Below are 24,294 nucleotides of genomic sequence, written 5' to 3'. Positions count from 1 at the left end.
GTACACGCTCGAATGAGCGAGCAGCAAACTGATCAGGTATTAATAGAGCGAGTCCAACGAGGAGATAAGCAAGCGTTTAATCTTTTGGTAATAAAATATCAAAATAAAGTTTGTAATCTCGTTGCGCGGTATGTCAGTAACTCAGGCGATGTCCCTGATGTTGCACAAGAAGCCTTTATTAAGGCGTATAGAGCTTTGCCTACATTTCGTGGTGAAAGTGCTTTCTATACATGGCTATACCGTATTGCTGTTAATACTGCGAAGAATTATTTAGTGGCTCAGGGACGTCGTCCACCCGCCTCCGATGTTGATGCAGAAGATGCAGAATATTACGAAACTGGTGGTGCATTGAAAGAAATTTCGAACCCTGAGAACCAAATGTTGTCTGAAGAATTAAAGCGGGTTGTCTTTGGTACCATAGAATCATTGCCGGAAGATCTTAAAACTGCGATCTCATTGCGCGAACTAGATGGTTTAAGCTATGAAGATATTGCAGTAATAATGGATTGCCCTGTAGGTACTGTAAGATCACGCATATTCCGTGCTCGAGAGGCAGTTGAAAAACGTATACGTCCTCTTATGCAGCGATAATGTTAAGCCAAACGGTGAAGAGAAATGGCTGATAAAGAAAAGATTTCGGCGCTAGTTGATGGCGAAGAGCTCGATCAGAGTATTATTAATGCGCTGACCGTAGACAAAGAAAGCGAACAATCTTGGCATGACTTCAACCTTATTGGTGATGTTATCCGAGGTGACGCCCCGCAATGCAAAGAATGGAATATTGCTGGAAGCGTAGCGTTAGCATTGGATAATGAACCTGCTCATGTAGGGCTAACCGATTTTAGTGCAGAACCTGATGTAATTGTTCCTGTTGTTGATACCCCTGTTATTGACATCAGAACTGCACAAAAAACTGAATCTCAACCTACACCGCGTCAGGCTAAGCGTACTTTACCTGCTTGGTTGACTCAGTTTGGTCAAGTGGCGATTGCTGCGTCAGTATCATTAGCTGTTATTGTTGGTGTTCAACAATACAATGGCGGTGATGATGCATTAGTTGCAGATGCAACGAATTCACAATTACCAGTACTTCAAACTATTCCGTTTGGAGGAAAAGCTGAACCTGTCAGCTTAACGCGTGATTCTGTCCGTACTGGTGCGCACAATAGTGCACCAAGTGAAGCGCAATTAATGGAGCAGCGTCGCCGTATTAACGCGATGCTGCAAGATTATGAATTGCAACTTCGCTTTAATGCTGAAGATGGCAGTATCGATAGAACATTATTAGAAGCAAATTCATCTGTGGCGGATTAATGATTAAAATTCTGGTCGGTGCCGTGACACTGGTCAGCCTATTGATGCCAATACAAGCCTCTGCTGAAGAAGAACCTAAAGCTTCAGCTGAGGCTTTGTTGCATCAAATGGATGAGGCTAGTAGAGACCTCAGTTATGAGCTCTCTTACATACTAATTAAGAAAAATAGTATTGAACCGCTGCGTTATCGCCATGCTGTTGAAGATGGAAAAACGTACGCACATCTTATTTACCTTAGTGGCCCACCACGTGAGGTGATTCAGCGTGGCCGTGAAGTCAGTTATTTTGAACCGGGGTTAGATCCGTTCACAATCGACAGCAATAAAATGGTGGCACCGTTGCCTCCTGTCATGAAAACAAATATTCATGAATTGTCGGATTTCTATGATTTCATTTCGATGGGGCGTGCGCGTGAAGCCGGTGTGGCTTGTGATGTTATACGTGTTGCTCCCAAAGATGGGACGCGTTACTCCTACTTATTGTGGGTAGATACACGTAGCCATTTAGTGATGCGTGCTGATTTGCTGGATCGTGACGGTGAACCCTTAGAGCAGTATCGTGCTGTTTCTTATGTGGTTAATCCTAAAGTCGGTGAAGTACTTAAAAATTTAAGTACGGTTGATTTGCCGGCTGTTGTACAACTACCACCACAGCCTCAAGCAGATCTTGGTTGGTCGGTGAATTGGTTGCCTCAAGGTTTTGAGTCTGTTTCGCGTAATCGCCATCGCTTGGTGCTAACAGAGCGTCCTGTTGAAAGTAAAATGTACAGTGATGGGCTATTTAGCCTTTCTATCTACGTTTCTGATGCTGACAACTATACTGTACGTGAGCAGCTTGTAAGGCAAGGTCGTCGTACTTTGCATAGCAATGTAGTCGGAGATAAAGAAGTGACTGTCGTTGGTGATATTCCGCCAGCCACTGCACGACGTATTGCTGAGTCGATTACGTTCGCTAAAGCCCCAGTTGTAAGTCCGACTGCTGAGGGTACAAAACCATGATGCGTACGCTGGCAACGGTTATTGCCGTTGAACAAGGCAGTGTAACTGTCAGTTGTCAGCAACAAACCAGTTGTGGCCATTGTGCTTCACGTGATAGTTGTGGAACAGGTATTGTGACTAAAGCAATACCAGGGCGAGCACACCAAGTCACGTTAGCGACAGACAAGTCGCTAACGATTGGTGAAATTGTTGAAATTGGATTATCAGAAAAAAGTATGCTGAGTTCTGCATTGCTAGTGTACATTGTGCCGTTACTGTTCCTAGTGTTGGGTGCAGTTGTAGGGCAGTGGTGGTTTGTTGACTTAGCAGGCACCAGTGAACTCGGTGTTATCATTACATCTATGGTCAGTGCAGCTATTGGGCTGCTACTTGCGCGGCAATATGCTAAGCGTTTAGACGGCAATTCGGACTATGAGCCGAGCCTGATTCGGGTATTGGGGCAACCACTATCATCAGATAAGATGATAAATGCTGCATCGAAAGATAGCGAGTAGCCCTGAAATTCGGTAGAATCCGTCAACTTGATCAAAAGATCCCATTCATTTAAATCACGAGCTAGTCACGCCATTCATGAAGCACATTCGTAACTTTTCGATTATTGCACATATCGACCATGGTAAGTCGACCTTATCCGACCGTCTAATTCAAGTCTGTGGTGGCCTTTCCAATCGTGAAATGTCTGCGCAGGTTTTAGATTCCATGGATCTTGAACGCGAACGCGGTATCACTATCAAAGCCCAGAGTGTAACACTCGACTATACGGCTAAAGATGGTGAAACTTATCAGCTTAATTTCATCGATACACCAGGACACGTTGACTTCTCATACGAAGTATCGCGTTCATTAGCAGCCTGTGAAGGGGCTTTGCTGGTGGTTGATGCCGGTCAGGGCGTTGAAGCTCAGACATTAGCTAACTGTTATACAGCAATGGAAATGGACCTAGAAGTGGTGCCGATTTTGAATAAAATCGACTTACCAGCTGCTGATCCAGAGCGTGTAGCAGAAGAAATAGAAGACATCGTAGGTATCGATGCGATAGATGCAACGCGCTGTTCTGCGAAAACAGGCTTAGGCGTTGAAGATGTTCTTGAAAACATCGTTGCAGCTATTCCACCACCAGAAGGTGATCCTGAAGGTCCGTTACAAGCCTTGATCATTGACTCATGGTTCGATAATTATTTAGGCATTGTATCTTTGGTTCGAGTTAAAAACGGCTCACTAAAGAAAAATGCAAAAATTAAGATGATGAGTACTGGTCAGGTTTGGAATATTGACCGTCTGGGTATCTTTACACCAAAGCAAATCGACACGACAGAACTGAACACCGGTGAAGTTGGTTGGGTTGTTTGTGGTATTAAAGACATCTTAGGTGCACCAGTTGGTGATACGATCACTACAGCTAAAGATGGCTGTGAAAAACCATTACCTGGTTTTAAGAAAGTGAAACCTCAGGTTTATGCGGGTCTATTCCCTATATCTTCTGATGATTATGAGAATTTCCGTGATGCACTGGGTAAATTAAGCCTAAACGATGCATCTTTGTTCTATGAACCAGAAAGTTCTACTGCACTTGGTTTTGGTTTCCGTTGTGGTTTCCTTGGCATGTTGCACATGGAAATCATTCAAGAACGCCTAGAACGTGAATACGATCTTGATCTTATTACAACGGCACCAACGGTTGTTTATGAAGTAGAAACGACACGCAACGGCACCGTTTATGTTGATAGCCCATCAAAGCTACCAGCAGTCAATGATATTGAAGTCATTGGTGAGCCAATTGCACGTTGTAATATATTGGTACCATCAGAATACCTAGGTAATGTGATTACCTTGTGTATTGAAAAACGTGGTATGCAAGTCGATATGATTTATCATGGAAACCAAGTTGCGCTGACATACGATATTCCGATGTCAGAAGTAGTATTGGATTTCTTCGACCGTTTGAAATCGACATCACGTGGTTATGCATCGCTAGATTACAACTTCCAGCGTTACGAACCATCAAACATGGTACGTGTTGATGTAATGATCAACGGCGAACGTGTAGATGCACTTGCTATTATTACGCACAAAGACAATGCGAATGGTCGCGGTCGTGATTTAGTCGATAAAATGAAGGAATTCATTCCTCGTCAGATGTTTGATATCGCAATTCAAGCGGCGATTGGCGGTATGATTATTGCCCGTGCAACCGTTAAGCAGTTACGTAAAAACGTTATTGCTAAGTGTTACGGTGGCGATATCAGTCGTAAGAAGAAACTGCTACAGAAGCAGAAAGCTGGTAAGAAACGTATGAAGCAGATCGGTAATGTCGAGCTACCTCAAGAAGCGTTCTTAGCTATTTTACATGTAGGTAAAAAATAAGTAGATAGCTTATCTCATTACCTGTGTGTTTATATTAATACTTTAAATGCTGATTTATAATAATTAAATCAGCATTTTCATTTAATGCGTAAACACATTTTTGAGTAGATCAGCGATATAAAACTGAACTGTTACATTGATTAGGGAATACAATGGCTAATACTTTTTCGTTAATTTTGGTACTTGCGACATTATTTACCGGGCTCATTTGGGCTCTTGATAGGTTTGTCTGGGCGCCAAAGCGTCAATTGAAAATTGATGCGGCAGCTGAAAATGCTGGCGATCAAGTAGATGTTAAAACCCTAGAAACCGTAGCACCGCAACCGAGCTGGATAGAATCAACTAGCTCTATGTTTCCGGTGATTGCGCTTATAATGGTATTTCGCTCATTTGTTTATGAGCCGTTCCAGATCCCATCCGGCTCGATGATGCCAACGCTACTTATTGGCGATTTCATCTTGGTTGAGAAATTCGCATACGGTTTGCGCGATCCTGTTTTCCGTCATAAGTTGATTGAAACAAGTGAACCTGAACGTGGCGATGTTGTGGTCTTTAAATACCCACCTCAACCGAATATTGATTACATTAAACGTGTAGTCGGTATGCCTGGTGATACTGTTCGTTACAGCGCAGATAAGCAAATTTGTATTGCGCCGAAAGGCACTGCAGATTGTACCTTTGTGCCGTTAACCAATATGGCTGACAGTGAGTTCACTCAAAATATGACGCGTTTAGTGCAATTTAATGAAAAGTTGGGTGATGCAGATCATCAAATTTTAGTGAATCCATTAAAACGTGATCGTACGTTGGCTTACCAGCCTCGTCCGGGAATCACTGAGTGGGTTGTGCCTGAAGGACACTACTTTATGATGGGTGATAATCGCGATAATAGTGCAGACAGTCGTTACTGGGGCTTTGTGCCAGAAGCGAACTTAGTCGGAAAGGCGGTCGCGATCTGGATCAGCTTTGAGTTTGAACGAGGTGCTGATAGTGCACTACCATCTTGGATTCCTACTGATGTGCGTTTTAACCGCATCGGTAGCATAAACTGATTGAGATAAAATGACATCTCCTGCGAATAGGCTCCAGCGTAAGCTGGGGTATCAATTTAATAGTAGCGAATTGATGACATTATCACTGACACACCGCAGTGCTAATGGAAAGCATAATGAACGCTTAGAATTTTTAGGCGATTCGATCTTAAGCTTTGTTATTGCCGATGACTTATATCACCGTTTTCCTCATGTGGATGAAGGTGATATGAGCCGTATGCGAGCAACGCTGGTTCGTGGTAAAACGCTCGCTGAGTTGGGCCGTGAATTTGAACTTGGTGATTATTTATTACTGGGTCCAGGTGAGCTGAAAAGTGGCGGATTCCGTCGTGATTCAATTCTAGCAGATTGCGTAGAAGCGATTATCGGTGCAATTTATCTGGACAGTGATACGGAACAGGTACGTAAGGTTATTCTAGCTTGGTATCAGTCTCGTCTTGAAACGATTCAACCTGGTATTAACCAGAAAGATCCTAAAACACGTCTGCAAGAGTGTTTACAAGGACGTCGTTTAGCACTTCCAGCGTATACTGTAACTAAGGTGCATGGTGAAGCTCATAATCAAGAGTTCACGGTGCAATGTGAAGTGACGGGCTTGGATAAGCCTGTTATTGGTAAAGGCAGCAGTCGGCGCAAGGCAGAGCAGGCAGCAGCAGAACTTGCGCTTAAGCAGTTGGAATCATGACAGAGAAACAACATTGCGGCTTTATAGCCATCGTAGGCCGACCTAACGTTGGTAAATCGACTCTACTTAACCGTTTGGTTGGGCAGAAGCTTTCGATCACTTCACGTAAACCACAAACTACACGTCACCGTATTATGGGTGTAGATACCCGTGATGGTTACCAAGCGGTGTTTATTGATACTCCTGGTCTTCACATTGAAGAAAAGCGTACGATTAACCGTTTGATGAACCGTGCAGCAAGCAGCTCATTGACCGATGTTGAGTTAGTATTGTTCTTAGTTGACGGTACTATGTGGACTAATGATGACGAAATGGTGCTGAATAAGCTTAAGAAAAGTGAGCTTCCTACAGTACTGTTGATCAACAAAGTTGATAACGTTAAAGAAAAAGGCGATTTATTCCCGCATTTAGATGCGCTATCTAAGAAGATGGACTTTGTGGATATGGTGCCAATTTCTGCGAAAAGCGGTACTAACGTTGATACAGTAGAAAAAATTGTGCGTGCACACATTCCTGAAGGTGAATATTACTTCCCTGAAGATTATGTGACTGACCGTTCACAGCGCTTTATGGCATCTGAAATCATTCGTGAAAAACTAATGCGTTTCTTGGGTGAAGAACTTCCTTATTCTGTTACGGTTGAAATCGAGCGTTTTGATTACAATCCTAAGATGGATGGTTTTGATATCAACGGATTGATTTTTGTTGAGCGTAAAGGCCAAAAGAAAATGGTTATCGGTAAAAACGGCGAGAAGATGAAAGTCATCGGTCGTGAAGCCCGTATTGATATGGAAGATTTATTCGGACGTAAAGTGTACCTAGAACTATGGGTTAAAGTGAAATCCGGATGGGCAGATGACGAACGTGCATTGCGCAGCCTAGGTTACACCGACGATCTATAAGGAACACAATGGAGGGGCTACAGCGTTGTTTTGTCCTTCACTCTCGTCCATATAGTGAGACGAGTCTGATCCTTGATGTTTTTAGCGAGGATTATGGCCGTCTTACTATTTTGTCGAAAGGTGCACGACGAAAGCGTTCCAGTTTAAAAGGCACCCTTCAGCCTTTTACCCCTCTGTTTATGAAATGGACCGGTCGTGGCTCAATGAAAACATTGACCCACGCCGAGCCTATCAGTATTAGTCTGCCTATGCGCGGCTACATTCTCTATTCGGCATTTTACCTTAACGAGGTATTGGCCCGAGTGCTTGAAAACGACACCCCTTATCCTGTGCTGTTTATGGATTATTTGAATGCCTTACGTGAGTTAGCGCAAGCGGATAACCCAGAGCCTGCATTGCGACGTTTCGAATTAGCCTTATTGCATCACCTTGGTTACGGCATTGATTTTCTTCATTGTGCTGGTAGTGGTTTACCGGTTGATGATCTTATGACGTATCACTATCGAGAGCAAAAAGGTTTCATTGCTTCAATGATGACCGGGCACTTCACTTTTACTGGTAATCAATTACTGGCAATTGCTGCTCGACGCTTTGAAACCCCAGATCAGCTCAAGGCCGCAAAACGCTTTACACGGATAGCCTTAAAGCCGTATCTTGGCGGGAAACCATTAAAAAGTAGGGAGTTGTTTATCCCTCGAACAAGGAATATCGGAAAATGAACAACATACTTCTTGGTGTCAATATCGATCATATTGCAACGTTACGTAATGCTCGTGGTACGCGTTACCCAGATCCTGTACATGCCGCTGAAGTTGCAGAGCGTGCAGGCGCAGATGGTATTACGGTTCACCTACGTGAAGACCGTCGTCATATTAATGATCGTGATGTTCGTATCCTGAAAGAAACCATTCAAACACGTATGAATTTAGAAATGGCAGTGACTGATGAGATGGTAAGCATCGCACTAGACACTAAACCTGAATTCGTATGTTTAGTACCAGAGAAACGTGAAGAGTTGACCACTGAAGGCGGTTTAGACGTTGCAGGCCAGCTAGAAAAAATTAAAGCCGCGACGCAAAAGCTAACAGACGCGGGTATTAAAGTATCGTTGTTCATCGATGCAGATCGCGCGCAAATTGACGCGACCTTGGCGTGTGGCGCCCCATTTGTTGAGCTGCACACGGGTCACTATGCCGATGCTGAAACAGAAGAAGCTCAGCAAGCTGAGCTAGAGAAAATTGCTTCAGCAGCGACTTACGCACATGGTTTAGGTATCAAAGTGAACGCGGGCCATGGCCTGACGTACCACAACGTGAAGCCAATAGCGGCACTGCCTGAACTGTATGAATTGAACATTGGTCACTCTATCATTGGCCGTGCAGCCTTCGATGGCTTGAACAAAGCTGTCGCTGACATGAAAGTAGAAATGCTGGACGCGCGTCGTTAATGGCGATTATCGGATTGGGCACAGACATTGCTGATATTGAACGGGTAGAGAAAGTTTTTGCCCGTTCTGGTGATGCTTTTGCTGAACGTATTCTTGCGCCCTCCGAGTTGGTGATTTACCACAGCCTCAAGTTGAAAGCCCGTTACTTAGCCAAGCGATTTGCGGTCAAAGAAGCGGCGTCGAAAGCCTTGGGCACTGGCATTGCGTGCGGGGTATCGTTTCAAAATTTTACCGTCAGTAACGATGAACGCGGTAAGCCTTTACTCTCCTTATCGGGCAAGGCTGCAGAGCTGGCAGAGAGCATGGGTGTGAAACATGTGCACCTGACTTTAGCCGATGAAAAGCGGTATGCCGTTGCAACGGTTATTCTTGAAAGTTAGTTATGTTGCATACCAGCTTTCTGATTTACGTGAGTAAAAAATTAGAATAAAAAAGCGCCGAAGGTTTACACTACCTTCGGCGCTTTTTACTATCAGTTAAGTAGCAACCAATGAACCTCGTTTAGGTAAGCCTCTTACCTGTTTCTAAATGCTTTAGAGGCTTTTACAACGTGGTTCATTTCATCCATTAACTCAAAGAGCTCTGGTTCGATATCTGCGACCGTTGCATTGGCTTTAAGCTGGGTTTCAATGGTGTAGCATAAATTCTTCAAGCGAGGTACACCACTGTATGCACAGCTACCATGCAGTTTGTGAATCGGTGGCCATAACTCAATCTCTTTCCCATCAAGTGCTTCATTGACCAGCATTTCAACCTCAGGCATGAAATCAAGCAGCATTTGCAGCATGTCTTTGGCAAGATCTTCTTTTCCTGCTGCTTGCTTCAGTGCTAAATCCCAATCCCAGCTGATATCTTTGCTGTCTTGAGCCAGCTGTTGCTGCGTTGAAATTACGTCAGGTTCTATATTAATAATCGTATTTTGGTTGTGTTCATTTTCTGGATGTTGATTCCACTTCGCCAGAATTTGCTGAAGAATATGCTCTTCGATAGGTTTGGTTAAGTAATCATCCATACCGGCATTAATTAAGCGCTCACGCTCGCCAGGCATAGCATGTGCTGTTACCGCTATGACGGGCGTTGAATGGTTTAACTCCGTTTTGTGAATCGCTTCACATGCCGTTACACCGTCCATCTCGGGCATTTGAATATCCATAAAGATCAGATCAAATGCTTTTTGATGCGCGTATTCAACCGCTTTTCTACCACCTGTTGCGGTAATAACCGTTTCGACACGTTCACTTAATAATGCCGAGATTAGCTTCAAGTTCGCAGGGTTATCATCAACGGCCATTACAGTGAGAGGCTCAATTTTTTGGGCTGGTTCTGGTAATGATAATAACTCCGGTTCTAAGATGTCATCAGGCTCATTATTCAGCACTTCAAACAGTTTACGATGTGAAAGAGGCTTGCCTAAACAAGCTGATACCCCTGCATTTATCAGGCGTTCAGATAAGGCCAATTCAGTGGTTGGTAGGCTAATGATAACCTTGTCAGTAACTTGTTCTGCTTTGAATACGCGATCCAAGAGTATCGCGATAGGTGGCTGTTGACCGGGAGGTAAACAAATTAAGGCAAAGTGATGATGCTCTACCTCTTCAGGCATGGTGGAACGATAAGTGACAAACATGCCCGCTTTAATAAGGCGTTGTTGTACTACCGATGCCGCTTGCATGTTTGGTTCGATCAATAAAATTTTCTTACCTTCTAACAAGGTAGTATCGATTGGTTGAGAGACCGGAAGATCGGTTTTGAGCATTTTTAACGAGAACCAGAATGTTGAGCCTTGATGTAAGCGACTGGTTAGGCTGATTTCTCCGCCCATCTGCGTGACTAACTTCTGGGTAATAACAAGTCCTAAACCTGTACCGCCATAGCGACGGGATATACTGGCATCTGCTTGGCTAAAGGCTTGGAATAATTGGGCTTGTTGACGCTCAGAAATACCAATACCGGTATCGCGAACAGTAAATTGTAGATCGATGTTTTCATCTTTACTGCTCTTTAATTCAACCGAAACATCAATGTTGCCTCGTTCGGTAAATTTCACGGCATTACCGATCAAATTGGTAATAACTTGCTGAATACGCAGTGGATCACCAATTAAGCCTGCAGGGATACGATGGTCAACTTTTAGTGTTAACTCTAGCCCTTTTTCATGCGCGCTTGGTGCCAGTAAACGCATTACCTCATCAAGTGATTCCGTAAAATCGAATGGAATGTTTTCCAGTAATAATTTCCCCGCTTCCAGTTTAGAAAAGTCGAGAATGTCATTAATGATGGTTAAGAGGTTATTGGCCGATTTTTCAATGGTGAGCAAATAGTCGTGCTGGCTTGAACTCAATCGTGTTTTTAGCATTTGACGGGTAAAGCCAATAACACCGTTGAGTGGTGTTCGCAATTCGTGCGACATATTGGCTAAAAATTCCGATTTTACACGTGCTGCTTCTTGAGCGCGTTTTTTTGCAATATCCAGTTCAACGTTTTGAATTTCCAGCTGTTCAAGCGTTTCTCGTAAATCAGAAGTGGCCTGATCGATGCTTTGTTGCATTTCGATATGGTATTCAGACAGCGAGATAGCCATCGCATTGATACCATTTTTAAGCGTATCCAGCTCACCAAGCAGTTGCCCTTCAATTCGAATGTCGAGGTGCCCTCGTCGAATTCTATCGACTACACTCACCATATGTGAAATAGGGCGGGTCACATCTTGCATCAAGCGGTACGCAAATAATGAAGAGAGCGTAAGTCCAAACAGTAATACCATTAAAGCCGTAAAGACTTCTTGATACTGTTGCAGGCGTAAGGCGCTAAGGTCTAATTCTAGGGCGATATAGCCCAATGCTTTACCTTGATAGCTGATCGAGTTGTTACTGCCAAACTGCCCTTCGGCTAATATCGGGGCTCTTAATATCAGTGAGTTATCACTTAATCGTGTTTCAAGTAATAATGGAATAGGTTGACCCGTGGGGTACATCAAGGTTTCAAAATTACGATGAAAATTAGAGGTCACAAATAACTGATTATCTGCATCAAAAACCGCAATGCTTCGAATGATTTGAGAGTTCTTTCTATGGGTGTAGCTGATCAGACGGCGCACTGCTTCACGGTTCTTGTCTGTCATCCCATATTCAGATGAAATAGCTAAAGGTTCGATGATACTAGAACCTGTAGAAATCAGCTGGTGCTCAAGATCTCGATAGCGGCTCATCGTGAAGAAGGCACTCAATAATAGGCCTATAATTAGTGTTGGTGCTAATGTCAGGGTGAAGACCCTGGCACGAAGTCCGTATCTGCTCATTGTTCTCTTAATTACAAGAATGCGATTCTGTGGGAGAATTGTGGTCCATTTGTGGCCCTAGCTTAAAGAAACTAGGGCTATTCGACAATAAACCAATGTCTTTTCGTGAGTCAAAACACTATGGCACGCTTTTTTAAGCCTCAAAAACGTAAAATCACTGATACTAAGCACAAAGAAATCGTTATTAATCGATTAGATCATCTGGGTGCTGGTATTGGTCATCTAAACAATAAATCTATTTTCGTTGACGGTTTGTTGCCGGGTGAAAAAGCATTGGTTCAAATCACTGATGATAAAAAGCAGTATGCGCGTGCTAAAGTCATCAAGCGTCTTATTGACAGTCCAGCACGTATTAAACCGCATTGTCCGATCTATGACCAGTGTGGTGGTTGTAACTTGCAACATTTATCGCATCAAGGTCAGGTTTTTGCTAAACAGCAGGCGTTAAGCGATTTGATGGTAAAATTTGCTGGTGACCAACAAGTTGCTGTTGATAAACAAAGAGCTGGTGATCAACAAAGAGCAGCAATCGAACAAGTTACTCCTATTATAGCGGCTGAACATCATTATCGTCGCTGCGCTCGATTTAGTGTTCTGCTAGGTAAAGATGGACAGTTACAGTTTGGCTTTCGTAAAAAACAGAGCAAAGACATTGTTAATGTGAAGCAGTGCCCAGTGCTTGCCGAGTCATTGAATGAACTTTTACCCCCTTTACGTAGTCTGTTATCTACATTGAAAGGACAAAGGCATCTTGGTCATATTGAGCTTATTGAAGCCGATAATGGTCGTGTTGTATTGATTCGACATCTAAAGCCTTTTTCTGACAAAGACATGACGCTGATTCTTAATTTTGCCCAAGAGCAAAATGTTATCCTATTCTTAGCGCCAACCTCAGATGACATCGAGTTGATTCACGGCGAAACCCCGTACTATCGCTTAGATGATTTAACATTACATTTTTCACCGAAAGACTTTATTCAAGTCAATCGTGATGTGAATAAGAAAATGGTAGAACAAGCGACAGATTGGTTAGATCTTCAGCCTAACGACCGTGTGTTGGATTTATTTTGTGGGCTAGGTAATTTCAGTTTGCCGCTCGCAAAACATGCAAAAGCAGTGGTTGGAGTTGAAGGTATCGATGAAATGGTTCATCGTGCAACAGAGAACGCAATGTGCAACAAGCAGAATAACGCTACGTTTTATCAAGCTAATTTAGATGACGACGTGACAAAGCTTGCATGGGCACGAGAACCTTTCAATAAAATATTATTGGATCCCGCACGTGCAGGTGCTGCAGGTGTGATGGAGCACGTAGTGAAGCTTAAGCCTGAAAGGGTAGTATATGTATCATGTAATCCGGCTACACTCGCACGAGATAGTCAGGTATTACTGAAAAAAGGTTATCAGTTGGAACGTCTTGGCATGTTAGATATGTTTCCACAGACGGGGCATTTAGAGTCGATGGCATTGTTTGTTAAAGCCAAGGCTGTTAAAAAAAAGAGAGTGGTTACCAAACTTTGATTTGGTAGTTATCACCAATACAGAGAATACAGGACAGAAAAATGGTCGCAGTTCGCGGTGCGCATTTAAAGGAAAATGATACATTTGAGCTTTCATCATGGGTTGATAGCCTGCAGCAAGATGCCAAGGTGTCTAAACGCTTAAAAAAGACCTATCAACGATGTATCGAAATAACGACTAAGGAAGAGTCTACGTCATTATTATTATGGCGTGGCCGCGAAATGGTAGAAATTCTAGTTACCCTGAGTATGGATGCAGATACTCTGGTCGCTGCGTTAGTAGTCCCGCTGGTTGAAGCAGGGATTTATCAACATGAACAAGTTAAAGAAGATTACAACACCACTATCATGCAGTTGGTAAAAGGTGTTGAGCAAATGGCCGCGATTGGCCAGTTGAATGCGACCACCGAAGGTGCCGAGCAATCGGCACAGGTCGATAATATTCGCCGCATGTTGTTATCTATGGTTGATGACTTCCGTTGTGTTGTCATTAAGCTTGCAGAGCGTATTTGTAATCTGCGTGAAGTGAAAGATGAGCCGGATGAGATACGCCGAACAGCAGCACGTGAATGTGCCAATATTTATGCGCCATTAGCAAACCGCTTAGGCATTGGTCAGCTTAAGTGGGAAATCGAAGATTATGCTTTCCGCTATCAGCACCCTGATGTGTACAAGCAAATTGCTAAGCAACTATCAGAACGTCGTATCGACCGTGAATATTATATTGATCATTTTGTCTCTGATTTAGATGAATCAATGAAAGCGTCACACATCAAAGCCGAAGTGCATGGTCGTCCTAAGCATATCTATAGTATCTGGCGAAAGATGCAAAAGAAAAGCTTAGAATTTGATGAGCTATTTGATGTACGTGCGGTACGTATTATTGCCGACCAGCTACAAGATTGTTATGCCGCATTAGGCGTAGTACATACTAAATACCGTCATCTTCCGAAAGAATTTGATGATTATGTTGCGAATCCAAAACCGAATGGTTACCAATCGATTCACACCGTCGTATTAGGACCTGAAGGGCGCACGATTGAAATTCAGATTCGTACTAAGCAAATGCATGAAGAGTCTGAATTAGGTGTGGCAGCACACTGGAAATACAAAGAAGGATCATCATCTGGCGCTGCGAAGTCATCTTATGATGAGAAAATTAATTGGCTTCGTAAGCTACTTATGTGGCAAGAAGAAATGTCAGATTCTGGCGAAATGCTGGATGAGTTACGTAGCCAAGTCTTTGATGATCGTGTTTATGCTTTTACCCCCAAAGGTGATGTGGTTGATTTGCCGTTAAATGCAACCCCACTTGATTTTGCTTACCATATTCACTCTGAAGTTGGGCACCGCTGTATTGGTGCCAAAGTAGAAGGGCGTATTGTGCCATTCACTTATCACTTACAGATGGGTGAGCAGGTTGAAATTATTACCCAGAAAGAAGCGAATCCGTCACGGGATTGGTTAAACCCTAATTTAGGCTTTGTGACCTCAGGTCGAGCAAGAGCCAAAGTGCATGCGTGGTTCCGTAGGCAAGCCCATGATAAAAACATGGTAGCGGGGCGTGAAATCTTAGAGCTTGAACTGAATAAAATCGGCGCCAAGCTTAAAGATGCAGAAGTGTATGCATTAAAGCGTTTCAATGCTAAAAACGTAGATGAATTGTTTGTTGGTATTGGTAGTGGTGATTTGCGTATTAACCAAGTGGTTAATCACATCAGCATGATTATTAATAAGCCAACGGCAGAAGAGGAAGACCAACAGTTAGTGGATAAGCTGACTGAAGCGAGTACCAAAATCAGTACCAGTGCGAAAAAGCCTCAGCGTGATGCTGTTGTTGTTGAAGGCGTCGATAATTTAATGACCCATTTAGCACGCTGTTGTCAGCCGATTCCTGGTGATGAAATTGTCGGTTTTGTCACCCAAGGTCGTGGTATTTCTGTGCACCGTAATGACTGTGAGCAACTTGCAGAACTTCGTCATCATGTACCAGAACGTATCATTCATACGGTGTGGGGTGGTGGTTTCGTGGGTAATTATAATATTACAGTGCGAGTAACTGCCTCAGAGCGAAATGGCTTGATTAAAGAGCTGACCAATACTTTAGCTAATGAAAAAGCAAAAGTGGCGGGAATGAAAAGTCGCATTGACTACAAAAAGCAGATGTCGATTATGGACTTTGATTTAGAACTCACCGATTTAGAAGTACTGAGTAAAGTGCTGAAGCGTATCGAACAAGTTAAAGACGTTGCTGAAGCTAAGCGTTTGTATTAACAAGGCTTGATTGAGGCATCAATACGGCAGATTTAGCCAATAGTTTGTACCATAACGTAAAAACGGGAAGCATTGTGCTTCCCGTTTTTGTTTCTGGTAATCTGAAATCAAACGGCATGCGTGACATAGCCATATTTATCACTGCAAAAGACCAATAGCGATCCATTATGAGCGAACATAAATCAGCACCAATCCAACAGCTACTCGACATTATGACGACACTGCGTGATCCTCAAAAAGGATGCCCGTGGGATCTTAAACAAGACTTTTCTTCGATTATTCCGCACACGATTGAAGAAGCTTACGAGGTTGCTGATGCTATCGAGAAAAAAAATTGGAGCAATGTACGTGAAGAATTAGGCGATTTATTATTTCAAATAATTTTTTATAGCCAGCTTGGCAAAGAGCAAGGCTTGTTTGATTTTAATGATGTGGTTGCTGGGTTAAATGAAAAATTAACGCGCCGTCACCCTCATGTTTTTAGTGATGCTCAATTTTCTGACGACGAAGCAATTAACGCCAATTGGGAAGCTGAAAAAGCGAAAGAGCGAGATGAAAAAGGGCTCGATGAAAGTGTATTAGCCGATATTCCCCTCGCATTACCCGCCTTGATCCGTGCCGACAAAATTCAAAAACGTTGTTCAAAACATGGTTTTGATTGGGATACGATTGCCCCTGTGGTTGATAAAGTAAAAGAAGAGCTGGATGAAGTCATGGATGAAGTTATTCAAGTGTCACCTAATCAAGCTAATATCGAAGAAGAAATGGGTGATTTGCTATTTTCTGTAGTGAATTTAAGCCGCCATTTAAAGGTAAAGCCAGAGCTTGCTTTACAACGTGCAAACAAAAAATTTGAAAAGCGATTTCGCCAAGTTGAAAAAAGTGTGCTAGAAAAAGGGATGCGCTTAGAAAGTTGTTCATTGGATATGTTGGATAACGAATGGGACAAAGTGAAACGTACTGAGCGCCAAGAATCGTCGTCATAAATTTAATTCATTGATTATTCGATTTATATTTACTGGTCTTTTTTGCTAAAAAGAGTAACATTTATCGGTTGATTTTTGACCAGTTGACCTATGCAGTCGGTATAATTGATTTGAGACAAAAAAAAACGATGAATGCTGTGATAGTTTTCACGTTGTGGCAATAAAGTGGGTCTGGTATACTAATTTCCCGTCCAGATACACTTTTTCCTCTACACCAATCTTCCAGGTTAATCATGACAACGAATTATATTTTTGTTACGGGCGGGGTCGTATCCTCACTAGGTAAAGGCATTGCAGCAGCATCATTAGCGGCAATTTTAGAAGCACGTGGTCTTAAAGTGACCATGATGAAACTAGACCCTTACATCAACGTTGACCCAGGCACAATGAGCCCAACTCAACACGGCGAAGTATTCGTTACGGAAGACGGTGCAGAGACCGACCTTGATTTAGGTCACTATGAGCGTTTTATCCGTACTAAAATGACTAAGCGTAATAACTTTACAGCTGGTCGTGTTTACGAAGAAGTACTTCGTAAAGAGCGTCGCGGAGACTACCTTGGTGCAACTATTCAGGTAATTCCTCACATCACGAACGAAATTAAAGAACGTGTGATTGCAGGTGCTGAAGGCCACGATATTGCTATCGTTGAAGTTGGTGGCACTGTTGGTGATATCGAATCGTTACCGTTTATGGAAGCAATTCGTCAGTTAGCAGTACAAAAAGGTCGTGAACGTACTATGTTTATGCACCTAACGTTAGTTCCTTACCTGGCTGCGGCTGGTGAAGTGAAAACGAAGCCAACGCAACACTCGGTAAAAGAATTACGTTCTATCGGTATTCAGCCTGACATTTTGATCTGTCGTTCTGACCGTGTTATTCCTGCGAACGAACGTGCAAAAATTGCACTGTTCTGTAATGTGCAGGAAAAAGCAGTAATCTCAATGAAAGATGTAGATTCAATCTACAAAATCCCTCAGTTAATCAAAGCGCAAGGTCTTGATGATTTTGTTTGTAAGCGCTTTGGTATTACAGCACCAGAAGCTAACTTGGCTGAGTGGGAACAAGTTATCTACGAAGAAGCAAACCCAACCGATGAAGTAACCATCGGTATGGTAGGCAAGTATATTGAGCTGCCTGATGCTTACAAGTCAGTTAACGAAGCATTAAAACACGCTGGCCTGAAAAATCGTCTCTCAGTGAAGATCAAATACATTGACTCACAAGATGTTGAGGCTAAAGGTTTTGAAATGCTTGAAGGTCTAGATGCAATTCTAGTTCCTGGTGGCTTCGGCGGTCGTGGTATTGAAGGTAAAATCCGTACCGCACAATATGCTCGTGAAAACAAAATTCCGTACTTAGGCATTTGTCTGGGTATGCAAGTTGCGTTGATTGAATTTGCCCGTAATGTTGCAGGTTTGGCTGATGCACACTCAACTGAATTTAATGCTGAAACTAAAAACCCAGTGGTGGGTCTAATCACTGAATGGATTGACAGTAAAGGCAAGGTGGAAGAGCGTACAGAGGATTCAAACCTTGGTGGTACAATGCGCCTTGGTGCTCAGTTATGCCACCTGAAAAACGGTTCTAAAGCGCGTGAGCTTTATGGTAACGCAAGCATTCATGAGCGTCACCGTCACCGTTATGAAGTGAATAACAATTTGCTTCCGCAACTAGAAAAAGCTGGATTGAAAGTTTCAGGTCTGTCAGCAGACAAGAAATTAGTGGAAATTATTGAACTACCTAACCACCCATGGTTTGTGGCTGCTCAATTCCACCCTGAGTTCACATCAACTCCTCGCGATGGTCACCCTCTATTTGAAGGTTTCGTGAAGGCAGCAGGTCAACAACTGCGTGGTGAACTTAAATAAGTAAGGATTACGGATAGCTGTAGAGATAACTCGCTATGGCTATTTTTTAGCTTTTAAATTGAAGATAAGCAAGAGGAAACACAATGTCTAAGATCGTTAAAGTTCTAGGTCGTGAAATCATCGATTCACGTGGTAACCCAACAGTAGAAGCTGAAGTTCACCTAGAAGGCGGTTTCGTCGGTATGGCTGCTGCTCCATCTGGCGCATCGACTGGTTCTCGTGAAGCTCTTGAACTACGTGACGGCGACAAATCTCGCTTCCTAGGTAAAGGCGTACTTAAAGCTCTTGAAGCTGTAAACGGCCCTATCGCTGAAGCACTACTTGGTAAAGATGCAACAGACCAAGCTGCAATCGATCAGGTAATGATCGACCTAGACGGTACTGAAAATAAGTCTAAGTTTGGTGCTAACGCAATCCTTGCTGTTTCTCTAGCAAACGCTAAAGCAGGCGCTGCAGCTAAAGGCATGCCTTTATACGAGCACATTGCAGAACTAAACGGTACTGCTGGCGTATTCTCTATGCCTCTACCAATGATGAACATCATCAATGGTGGCGAGCACGCTGATAACAACGTTGATATCCAAGAGTTCATGATTCAGCCTGTTGGCGCAAAGACTCTTAAAGAAGCACTACGTATTGGCGCTGAAGTATTCCACAACCTTGCTAAAGTACTTAAGTCTAAAGGCCTAAGCACTGCAGTTGGTGATGAAGGTGGTTTCGCTCCTAACCTAGAATCTAACGCTGCTGCACTAGCTGCAATCAAAGAAGCTGTTGAAGCTGCTGGTTACGAGCTAGGTAAAGACGTTACGCTAGCAATGGACTGTGCTGCATCTGAGTTTTACGACAAAGAAGCTGGCAACTACAACATGAAAGGCGAAGGCAAAATCTTCACTTCTGAAGAGTTTAACTTCTACCTACAAGACCTTGCTAACCAATACCCAATCGTATCTATCGAAGACGGTCTTGACGAATCAGATTGGGCTGGCTTCAAGCACCAAACTGAACTTCTAGGCGACAAGATTCAAATCGTTGGTGACGATCTATTCGTTACAAACACGAAGATTCTTGCTGAAGGTATCGAGAAAGGCGTTGCTAACTCTATCCTTATCAAGTTCAACCAAATCGGTTCTCTAACAGAGACTCTAGCTGCAATCAAGATGGCTAAAGATGCTGGTTACACAGCAGTTATCTCTCACCGTTCTGGCGAAACTGAAGATGCAACTATCGCTGATCTAGCGGTAGGTACAGCTGCAGGCCAAATCAAGACTGGTTCTATGAGCCGTTCTGACCGTGTTGCTAAATACAACCAGCTAATTCGTATCGAAGAAGCTCTAGGCGCGAAAGCACCTTTCAACGGTCTTAAAGAAGTTAAAGGTCAAGCTTAATTATTAAGCAATGACTTTGGGTTCTTAACCCTGATTCTTCTGAAACCGCCTCTTTTGAGGCGGTTTTTTTATATCTCGTGTCTTTTTATCTCAGAACAAGCCAGAGTAAAAGCCTAGTGCTAGTCACAAAGTGCGCTTTATGGGATTATTACAGCGAATATTCATTTCACTGCTTAGCTTATCGTTAACCAATGTAATGGCTATTTATCCTCATATGATGAGTATTAAATAATTAACAAGAAAAGTGGGGAAGTGCATGCGTCTGTTATCTGTGCTGCTACTGGCTACTTTGTGTTGGCTACAATATGATTTTTGGTTGGGTAAAAATGGCTTGATGGATTATTTAGCCGTTGAAGCTAATGTTGGTATTCAGCAAAAAGCCAATGCGGAACTCGTTCAACGTAATCAACAAATGTACGCTGAAATTGATGATTTGCATCGTGGTCAAGAGTCGGTAGAAGAACGGGCAAGAAGTGAGCTTGGTATGATTAAGCCAAATGAAACTTTCTTCCGGATCATCGGCGAGAACTAATCACCTTAATTTTAACTCAGAATGAATTTTGCTATGACTCAACAGCTTACCGCAGTTGTTCCTGCTGCTGGTATTGGTAGCCGTATGGCTGCTGATCGCCCTAAGCAATATTTACATATCGCGGGTAAAACAATTTTAGAACACACGATTGATCGTTTGTTTAGTCACCCCGCCATTACACGGGTGATTATTGCGATTAGCCAAACAGATCCCTATTTTGCTTCACTGCCACTGGCTAACGACCCACGTATAACCGTGGTTGATGGTGGTGCCGAGCGTGCAGATTCTGTGTTTGCTGGTTTAGCCGCGATTGATGATGAAAATACTTGGGTGTTGGTTCATGATGCTGCTCGTCCTTGTGTGCGGCTTAATGATTTAGAACGGCTTGTTGAGGCGGCGATACGCAGTGACAGTGGAGCGATCCTTGCGGCTCCGGTTCGCGATACAATGAAGCGAGGTTGCCAGCAAATTAATGGGCTGCAGGGCATTGTATCAACGGTTGATCGCAATAATCTTTGGCATGCCCTTACACCGCAAATGTTTAAAGTGAAGCAACTAAAAGATTCATTACAGCACGCACTCAAAGAAGGTGCGGTTATTACCGACGAGGCGTCGGCTCTGGAGTATTGTGGGTATATCCCACAGCTAGTAAAAGGGCGTTCAGATAACCTTAAGGTGACCCAACCTGAAGATTTAGCCTTGGCTGGTTTCTACTTAGAACAATTAATGAAGGAATAAATCGGATGCGAATTGGACACGGGTTTGATGTACATAAGTTTGGTGGTGAAGGTCCCGTCATTATTGGTGGTGTTGCTATCCCTTATGAGCAAGGTCTTATTGCCCACTCAGATGGCGACGTTGCACTTCATGCCGTTTGTGATGCCTTGTTAGGCGCTATTGGCGCGGGTGATATTGGACGTCACTTTCCAGATACAGACGCAGAGTGGAAAGGTGCTGATAGCCGTTTTTTATTGCGAGATGTCTACAGTAAAGTAAAAGATAAAGGGTATCGACTTGGTAATCTTGATGTAACGATCATTGCCCAAGCCCCTAAAATGGCCCCGTATATTGATGCGATGTGCCAAGCGATTGCCGAAGATTTAGAAACAGATATCGGCAATGTTAATGTTAAAGCGACAACTTCAGAACGTCTCGGTTTTACTGGGCGCAAAGAAGGCATAGCTTGCGAAGCGGTAGTACTAATTAATGCTCAATAATGACGGTGTTGTAATGTCTGATAATATGCTGAATGTAATGGATAAATTTTGTTGGCTATATGAAAAACCAACATGTCAGGGGCAAATTAAAGCACTGCCAGAGCATTTCATCGTAAAAGAAAATTTAGGCTTTGAGTTCGCAGGCAAAGGCGAGCACTTCATGGTAAAGATCCGCAAAGTGGGTGAAAATACCAAATATGTAGTGAATGAACTTGCGAAGGCTTGCGGTGTTAAATCTCGAGATGTGAGCTGGGCCGGCCTTAAAGATCGCCATGCTGTGACTGAGCAATGGATCAGTGTTCACTTGCCGGGTAAGGCAGATCCTGATTTAACGGATTTTGTTGCTGAGCATCCAGGTATTGAAGTACTAGAAACAACACGTCATGACAAAAAATTACGACCGGGTGATCTTGTTGGTAACTGGTTTCAGATTCGTTTACTCGATCTAACAAACCCTGAAGAATTAGCCCTAAAACTAGAACAAGTAAAAATGCACGGTGTGCCAAATTACTTTGGTCAGCAACGTTTTGGTCACGGTGGTAATAATGTGATTAAAGCACGCAGCTGGGGCAATGACGAGTTCCGCTTACGTGATAAAAGCAAGCGCAGTTTTTACTTGTCAGCCGCTCGTTCATGGCTATTTAATATGGTGTTATCAACCCGTATTGAACAAGGCAGCGTGAATTCGCTAATGGTTGGTGATTGCCTTCAAAATGCCGGCGAAGACAATTGCTTCCTTGCAGAATCTATTACCGAAGAATTGCAAGCTAGTATTGATAAGGGGCTTGTTAACATTACTGCACCGTTAGTGGGCGATAATGCATTACCGACAGCTGCAGATGCAGAGGCTTTTGAGTTAGCCATTATTGCTAATGAACCTTCATTACTGAAGTTGATCTGTGATAATCGAATGCGCCATGAACGTCGTACTTTATTACTGAAACCGCAAGAGATGGAATGGCAGTTTGATGGCAATGATGTTGTATTATCATTTGCGTTACCTGCTGGCTGTTTTGCGACGTCAGTAGTCAGAGAATTACTTGTCGAACAAGAAGGTAGTACGCATGCGAATATTGATCAGTAATGATGATGGCATTTTTGCCGAGGGCATTAACACGCTAGCGACAGTGTTAAGTGAACTGGGAGAAGTGACTATTGTTGCTCCTGATCGAAACCGCTCTGGCGCATCGAATTCGTTGACTCTCGATTACCCTCTTCGTATTCGCGAAGAGGGAGATAGGCGTATTTCTGTCGATGGCACTCCGACAGATTGCGTGCATTTTGCCTTGAATGAATGGCTAGATTATCGACCCGATATCGTGGTGGCAGGCATTAACCACGGTGCTAATTTGGGCGATGATGTGCTGTATTCCGGTACGGTTGCAGCTGCTACAGAAGGGCACTTCTTAGGAGTACCTGCTATTGCGATTTCATTGGTAGGTTCAACGCATTTTGATACCGCAGCACAAGTGGTAAAAAGTATTGTTGTGAACTTGCTAGAGAAGCCATTACCTAAAAATAAAATATTGAATATCAATGTACCTGACATTCCTTTTTCTGAGTTAAAGGGGTGGAAAGTGACGCGTTTAGGTGCCCGCCATCGTGCAGAACAGATGGTTAAAGATGTGGATCCTAGAGGGAAAGTATTATATTGGTTAGGTCCTCCAGGGGCATGCCAAGATGCTGGGCCGGGCACTGATTTTCATGCTGTAGAGCAAAACTTGGTGTCGATTACTCCGTTGCAGGTTGATTTAACGGCGCATGATGCTCTTGAGGGTGTTGAGTTATGGATGAATGAAGTGGGGAAAAAATAGGGATGCGCTACGCGAAAGAACGACATAACTTGATGGTTATTTTACAACGTCATGGTATTCGAAATGAGAAAGTACTCAATGCAATAACCAGCGTTCCAAGAGAACTGTTTATTGATGAGGCTTTTTCTCACCAAGCGTATGAGAATAATGCATTACCCATCGGCAGCGGACAGACCATTTCTCAACCTTATATCGTCGGTAAGATGACAGAGTTACTCGAATTAACGGCACAATCACACGTGTTGGAAGTTGGCACTGGATCGGGTTACCAAACCGCGGTACTCGCCCAATTAGTTGATCATGTATATTCAGTTGAGCGTATTAAAGCACTACAATGGCAAGCTAAACGCCGTCTAAAACAATTAAATCTCCATAATATATCGACTAAACATGGGGATGGATGGAAAGGTTGGCATAATAAAGGCCCATTTGATGCCATTATTGTTACCGCAGCCGCAGAAGAAATGCCTATGGAATTATTGGCGCAGCTTACTGACGGTGGGCGGTTAGTTATTCCTGTTGGCGATGACTTACAAGTATTAAAAAAGATCACTCGTAATGGCGAACAGTTTGTTTCTCAAGATATTGAAGCCGTTAGGTTTGTTCCTTTGGTTGCCGGAGATTTAGCATAAAGT

Annotated in this window: 23 protein-coding genes; 22 read left to right on the top strand and 1 reads right to left on the bottom strand. The window is 43.2% G+C overall.

All coding sequences use genetic code 11. From position 1 onward, the window contains the following. Window positions 1–12 precede the first annotated feature (12 nt). From rpoE to acpS, 11 genes are all read left to right on the top strand, one after another. Window positions 13–591: an RNA polymerase sigma factor RpoE gene (gene rpoE / locus C9J12_RS20360; RefSeq protein WP_107244364.1), complete on the top strand. Its 579-nt coding sequence runs from the start codon at window positions 13–15 to the stop codon at window positions 589–591. A 24-nt stretch (window positions 592–615) separates the two neighbouring features. Next, window positions 616–1,314, top strand: a complete 699-nt coding sequence (locus C9J12_RS20355) for an RseA family anti-sigma factor (protein WP_107244363.1) — start codon at window positions 616–618, stop codon at window positions 1,312–1,314. Continuing rightward, window positions 1,314–2,312 (top strand): sigma-E factor regulatory protein RseB, encoded by a 999-nt coding sequence (gene rseB / locus C9J12_RS20350; protein ID WP_107244362.1) that lies wholly within the window; start codon window positions 1,314–1,316, stop codon window positions 2,310–2,312. Before C9J12_RS20355 ends, rseB begins: the two co-directional genes overlap by 1 nt. Beyond that, a complete protein-coding gene (locus C9J12_RS20345) occupies window positions 2,309–2,806 on the top strand; it encodes a SoxR reducing system RseC family protein (protein ID WP_107244361.1) in 498 nt (165 codons plus the stop codon). Before rseB ends, C9J12_RS20345 begins: the two co-directional genes overlap by 4 nt. 76 nt (window positions 2,807–2,882) lie before the next feature. Beyond that, window positions 2,883–4,676: a translation elongation factor 4 gene (gene lepA, locus C9J12_RS20340; RefSeq protein WP_107244360.1), complete on the top strand. Its 1,794-nt coding sequence runs from the start codon at window positions 2,883–2,885 to the stop codon at window positions 4,674–4,676. A gap of 152 nt (window positions 4,677–4,828) precedes the next feature. Continuing rightward, window positions 4,829–5,728 (top strand): signal peptidase I, encoded by a 900-nt coding sequence (gene lepB, locus C9J12_RS20335; RefSeq protein ID WP_107244359.1) that lies wholly within the window; start codon window positions 4,829–4,831, stop codon window positions 5,726–5,728. A gap of 10 nt (window positions 5,729–5,738) precedes the next feature. Next, window positions 5,739–6,413, top strand: a complete 675-nt coding sequence (rnc, locus tag C9J12_RS20330; RefSeq protein WP_107244358.1) for a ribonuclease III — start codon at window positions 5,739–5,741, stop codon at window positions 6,411–6,413. Next, window positions 6,410–7,315, top strand: a complete 906-nt coding sequence (gene era / locus C9J12_RS20325; RefSeq protein WP_107244357.1) for a GTPase Era — start codon at window positions 6,410–6,412, stop codon at window positions 7,313–7,315. Before rnc ends, era begins: the two co-directional genes overlap by 4 nt. An 8-nt stretch (window positions 7,316–7,323) precedes the next feature. Then, window positions 7,324–8,034, top strand: coding sequence for a DNA repair protein RecO (recO, locus tag C9J12_RS20320; RefSeq protein WP_107244356.1), 711 nt, complete (start codon window positions 7,324–7,326; stop codon window positions 8,032–8,034). Then, window positions 8,031–8,762 carry a pyridoxine 5'-phosphate synthase gene (gene pdxJ, locus C9J12_RS20315; protein WP_107244355.1) on the top strand — a complete coding sequence of 244 codons (732 nt, stop codon included), beginning with the start codon at window positions 8,031–8,033 and terminating at the stop codon, window positions 8,760–8,762. Before recO ends, pdxJ begins: the two co-directional genes overlap by 4 nt. Continuing rightward, on the top strand, window positions 8,762–9,142 hold the full coding sequence (gene acpS, locus C9J12_RS20310) for a holo-ACP synthase (RefSeq protein WP_107244354.1): 381 nt from the start codon (window positions 8,762–8,764) through the stop codon (window positions 9,140–9,142). Before pdxJ ends, acpS begins: the two co-directional genes overlap by 1 nt. A 134-nt stretch (window positions 9,143–9,276) precedes the next feature. Here the strand turns inward: acpS and barA are convergent, their stop codons facing one another. Continuing rightward, window positions 9,277–12,060, bottom strand: a complete 2,784-nt coding sequence (gene barA, locus C9J12_RS20305; protein WP_107244353.1) for a two-component sensor histidine kinase BarA — start codon at window positions 12,058–12,060, stop codon at window positions 9,277–9,279. 120 nt (window positions 12,061–12,180) lie between these two features. Here barA and rlmD point away from each other — a divergent pair, with 120 nt between their 5' ends. The 11 genes from rlmD (at window position 12,181) to C9J12_RS20245 (ending at window position 24,291) form a co-directional block, all read left to right on the top strand. Next, window positions 12,181–13,581 carry a 23S rRNA (uracil(1939)-C(5))-methyltransferase RlmD gene (gene rlmD / locus C9J12_RS20300; protein ID WP_107244352.1) on the top strand — a complete coding sequence of 467 codons (1,401 nt, stop codon included), beginning with the start codon at window positions 12,181–12,183 and terminating at the stop codon, window positions 13,579–13,581. A gap of 41 nt (window positions 13,582–13,622) precedes the next feature. Continuing rightward, window positions 13,623–15,854: a GTP diphosphokinase gene (gene relA / locus C9J12_RS20295; protein WP_107244351.1), complete on the top strand. Its 2,232-nt coding sequence runs from the start codon at window positions 13,623–13,625 to the stop codon at window positions 15,852–15,854. A gap of 167 nt (window positions 15,855–16,021) precedes the next feature. Then, the gene (gene mazG, locus C9J12_RS20285; RefSeq protein WP_107244349.1) at window positions 16,022–16,840 is read left to right on the top strand and encodes a nucleoside triphosphate pyrophosphohydrolase; all 819 of its coding nucleotides are present in this window, start codon (window positions 16,022–16,024) and stop codon (window positions 16,838–16,840) included. A 233-nt stretch (window positions 16,841–17,073) separates the two neighbouring features. Next, window positions 17,074–18,711, top strand: a complete 1,638-nt coding sequence (locus tag C9J12_RS20280; RefSeq protein WP_107244348.1) for a CTP synthase — start codon at window positions 17,074–17,076, stop codon at window positions 18,709–18,711. 83 nt (window positions 18,712–18,794) lie between these two features. Then, complete coding sequence (gene eno / locus C9J12_RS20275) at window positions 18,795–20,096, top strand: phosphopyruvate hydratase (protein WP_107244347.1); 1,302 nt, start codon at window positions 18,795–18,797, stop codon at window positions 20,094–20,096. A 256-nt stretch (window positions 20,097–20,352) separates the two neighbouring features. Continuing rightward, window positions 20,353–20,628 carry a cell division protein FtsB gene (ftsB, locus tag C9J12_RS20270; RefSeq protein WP_041394515.1) on the top strand — a complete coding sequence of 92 codons (276 nt, stop codon included), beginning with the start codon at window positions 20,353–20,355 and terminating at the stop codon, window positions 20,626–20,628. Window positions 20,629–20,661: 33 nt separating this feature from the next. Further along, window positions 20,662–21,366, top strand: a complete 705-nt coding sequence (gene ispD / locus C9J12_RS20265) for a 2-C-methyl-D-erythritol 4-phosphate cytidylyltransferase (RefSeq protein ID WP_011219652.1) — start codon at window positions 20,662–20,664, stop codon at window positions 21,364–21,366. 5 nt (window positions 21,367–21,371) lie between these two features. Further along, complete coding sequence (gene ispF / locus C9J12_RS20260; RefSeq protein ID WP_006232582.1) at window positions 21,372–21,845, top strand: 2-C-methyl-D-erythritol 2,4-cyclodiphosphate synthase; 474 nt, start codon at window positions 21,372–21,374, stop codon at window positions 21,843–21,845. A gap of 25 nt (window positions 21,846–21,870) precedes the next feature. Beyond that, window positions 21,871–22,929, top strand: coding sequence for a tRNA pseudouridine(13) synthase TruD (truD, locus tag C9J12_RS20255; RefSeq protein ID WP_041394817.1), 1,059 nt, complete (start codon window positions 21,871–21,873; stop codon window positions 22,927–22,929). Continuing rightward, window positions 22,910–23,659, top strand: coding sequence for a 5'/3'-nucleotidase SurE (gene surE / locus C9J12_RS20250; protein ID WP_107244346.1), 750 nt, complete (start codon window positions 22,910–22,912; stop codon window positions 23,657–23,659). Before truD ends, surE begins: the two co-directional genes overlap by 20 nt. Window positions 23,660–23,661: 2 nt before the next feature. Beyond that, window positions 23,662–24,291, top strand: a complete 630-nt coding sequence (locus C9J12_RS20245) for a protein-L-isoaspartate(D-aspartate) O-methyltransferase (protein WP_107244345.1) — start codon at window positions 23,662–23,664, stop codon at window positions 24,289–24,291. Window positions 24,292–24,294: the final 3 nt, after the last annotated feature.

It is taken from the genome of Photobacterium frigidiphilum (assembly GCF_003025615.1).
Lineage (GTDB): Bacteria > Pseudomonadota > Gammaproteobacteria > Enterobacterales > Vibrionaceae > Photobacterium > Photobacterium frigidiphilum.
The sequence above is the reverse complement of the archived record's forward strand: the minus strand, read 5'-3'. Positions and strand labels throughout refer to the sequence as shown.

Excerpts from the sequence above, each read along its gene's own strand:
- era (WP_107244357.1), top strand. The coding sequence starts at position 6,410 with ATGACAGAGAAACAACATTGCGGCTTTATAGCCATCGTAGGCCGACCT.
- lepB (WP_107244359.1), top strand. The coding sequence starts at position 4,829 with ATGGCTAATACTTTTTCGTTAATTTTGGTACTTGCGACATTATTTACC.
- rseB (WP_107244362.1), top strand. The coding sequence starts at position 1,314 with ATGATTAAAATTCTGGTCGGTGCCGTGACACTGGTCAGCCTATTGATG.
- ispF (WP_006232582.1), top strand. The coding sequence starts at position 21,372 with ATGCGAATTGGACACGGGTTTGATGTACATAAGTTTGGTGGTGAAGGT.
- mazG (WP_107244349.1), top strand. The coding sequence starts at position 16,022 with ATGAGCGAACATAAATCAGCACCAATCCAACAGCTACTCGACATTATG.
- surE (WP_107244346.1), top strand. The coding sequence starts at position 22,910 with ATGCGAATATTGATCAGTAATGATGATGGCATTTTTGCCGAGGGCATT.
- relA (WP_107244351.1), top strand. The coding sequence starts at position 13,623 with ATGGTCGCAGTTCGCGGTGCGCATTTAAAGGAAAATGATACATTTGAG.
- rpoE (WP_107244364.1), top strand. The coding sequence starts at position 13 with ATGAGCGAGCAGCAAACTGATCAGGTATTAATAGAGCGAGTCCAACGA.
- C9J12_RS20345 (WP_107244361.1), top strand. The coding sequence starts at position 2,309 with ATGATGCGTACGCTGGCAACGGTTATTGCCGTTGAACAAGGCAGTGTA.
- lepA (WP_107244360.1), top strand. The coding sequence starts at position 2,883 with ATGAAGCACATTCGTAACTTTTCGATTATTGCACATATCGACCATGGT.
- rnc (WP_107244358.1), top strand. The coding sequence starts at position 5,739 with ATGACATCTCCTGCGAATAGGCTCCAGCGTAAGCTGGGGTATCAATTT.
- C9J12_RS20355 (WP_107244363.1), top strand. The coding sequence starts at position 616 with ATGGCTGATAAAGAAAAGATTTCGGCGCTAGTTGATGGCGAAGAGCTC.
- recO (WP_107244356.1), top strand. The coding sequence starts at position 7,324 with ATGGAGGGGCTACAGCGTTGTTTTGTCCTTCACTCTCGTCCATATAGT.
- acpS (WP_107244354.1), top strand. The coding sequence starts at position 8,762 with ATGGCGATTATCGGATTGGGCACAGACATTGCTGATATTGAACGGGTA.
- C9J12_RS20245 (WP_107244345.1), top strand. The coding sequence starts at position 23,662 with ATGCGCTACGCGAAAGAACGACATAACTTGATGGTTATTTTACAACGT.
- ftsB (WP_041394515.1), top strand. The coding sequence starts at position 20,353 with ATGCGTCTGTTATCTGTGCTGCTACTGGCTACTTTGTGTTGGCTACAA.
- barA (WP_107244353.1), bottom strand. The coding sequence starts at position 12,060 with ATGAGCAGATACGGACTTCGTGCCAGGGTCTTCACCCTGACATTAGCA.
- ispD (WP_011219652.1), top strand. The coding sequence starts at position 20,662 with ATGACTCAACAGCTTACCGCAGTTGTTCCTGCTGCTGGTATTGGTAGC.
- pdxJ (WP_107244355.1), top strand. The coding sequence starts at position 8,031 with ATGAACAACATACTTCTTGGTGTCAATATCGATCATATTGCAACGTTA.
- truD (WP_041394817.1), top strand. The coding sequence starts at position 21,871 with ATGCTGAATGTAATGGATAAATTTTGTTGGCTATATGAAAAACCAACA.
- C9J12_RS20280 (WP_107244348.1), top strand. The coding sequence starts at position 17,074 with ATGACAACGAATTATATTTTTGTTACGGGCGGGGTCGTATCCTCACTA.
- eno (WP_107244347.1), top strand. The coding sequence starts at position 18,795 with ATGTCTAAGATCGTTAAAGTTCTAGGTCGTGAAATCATCGATTCACGT.
- rlmD (WP_107244352.1), top strand. The coding sequence starts at position 12,181 with ATGGCACGCTTTTTTAAGCCTCAAAAACGTAAAATCACTGATACTAAG.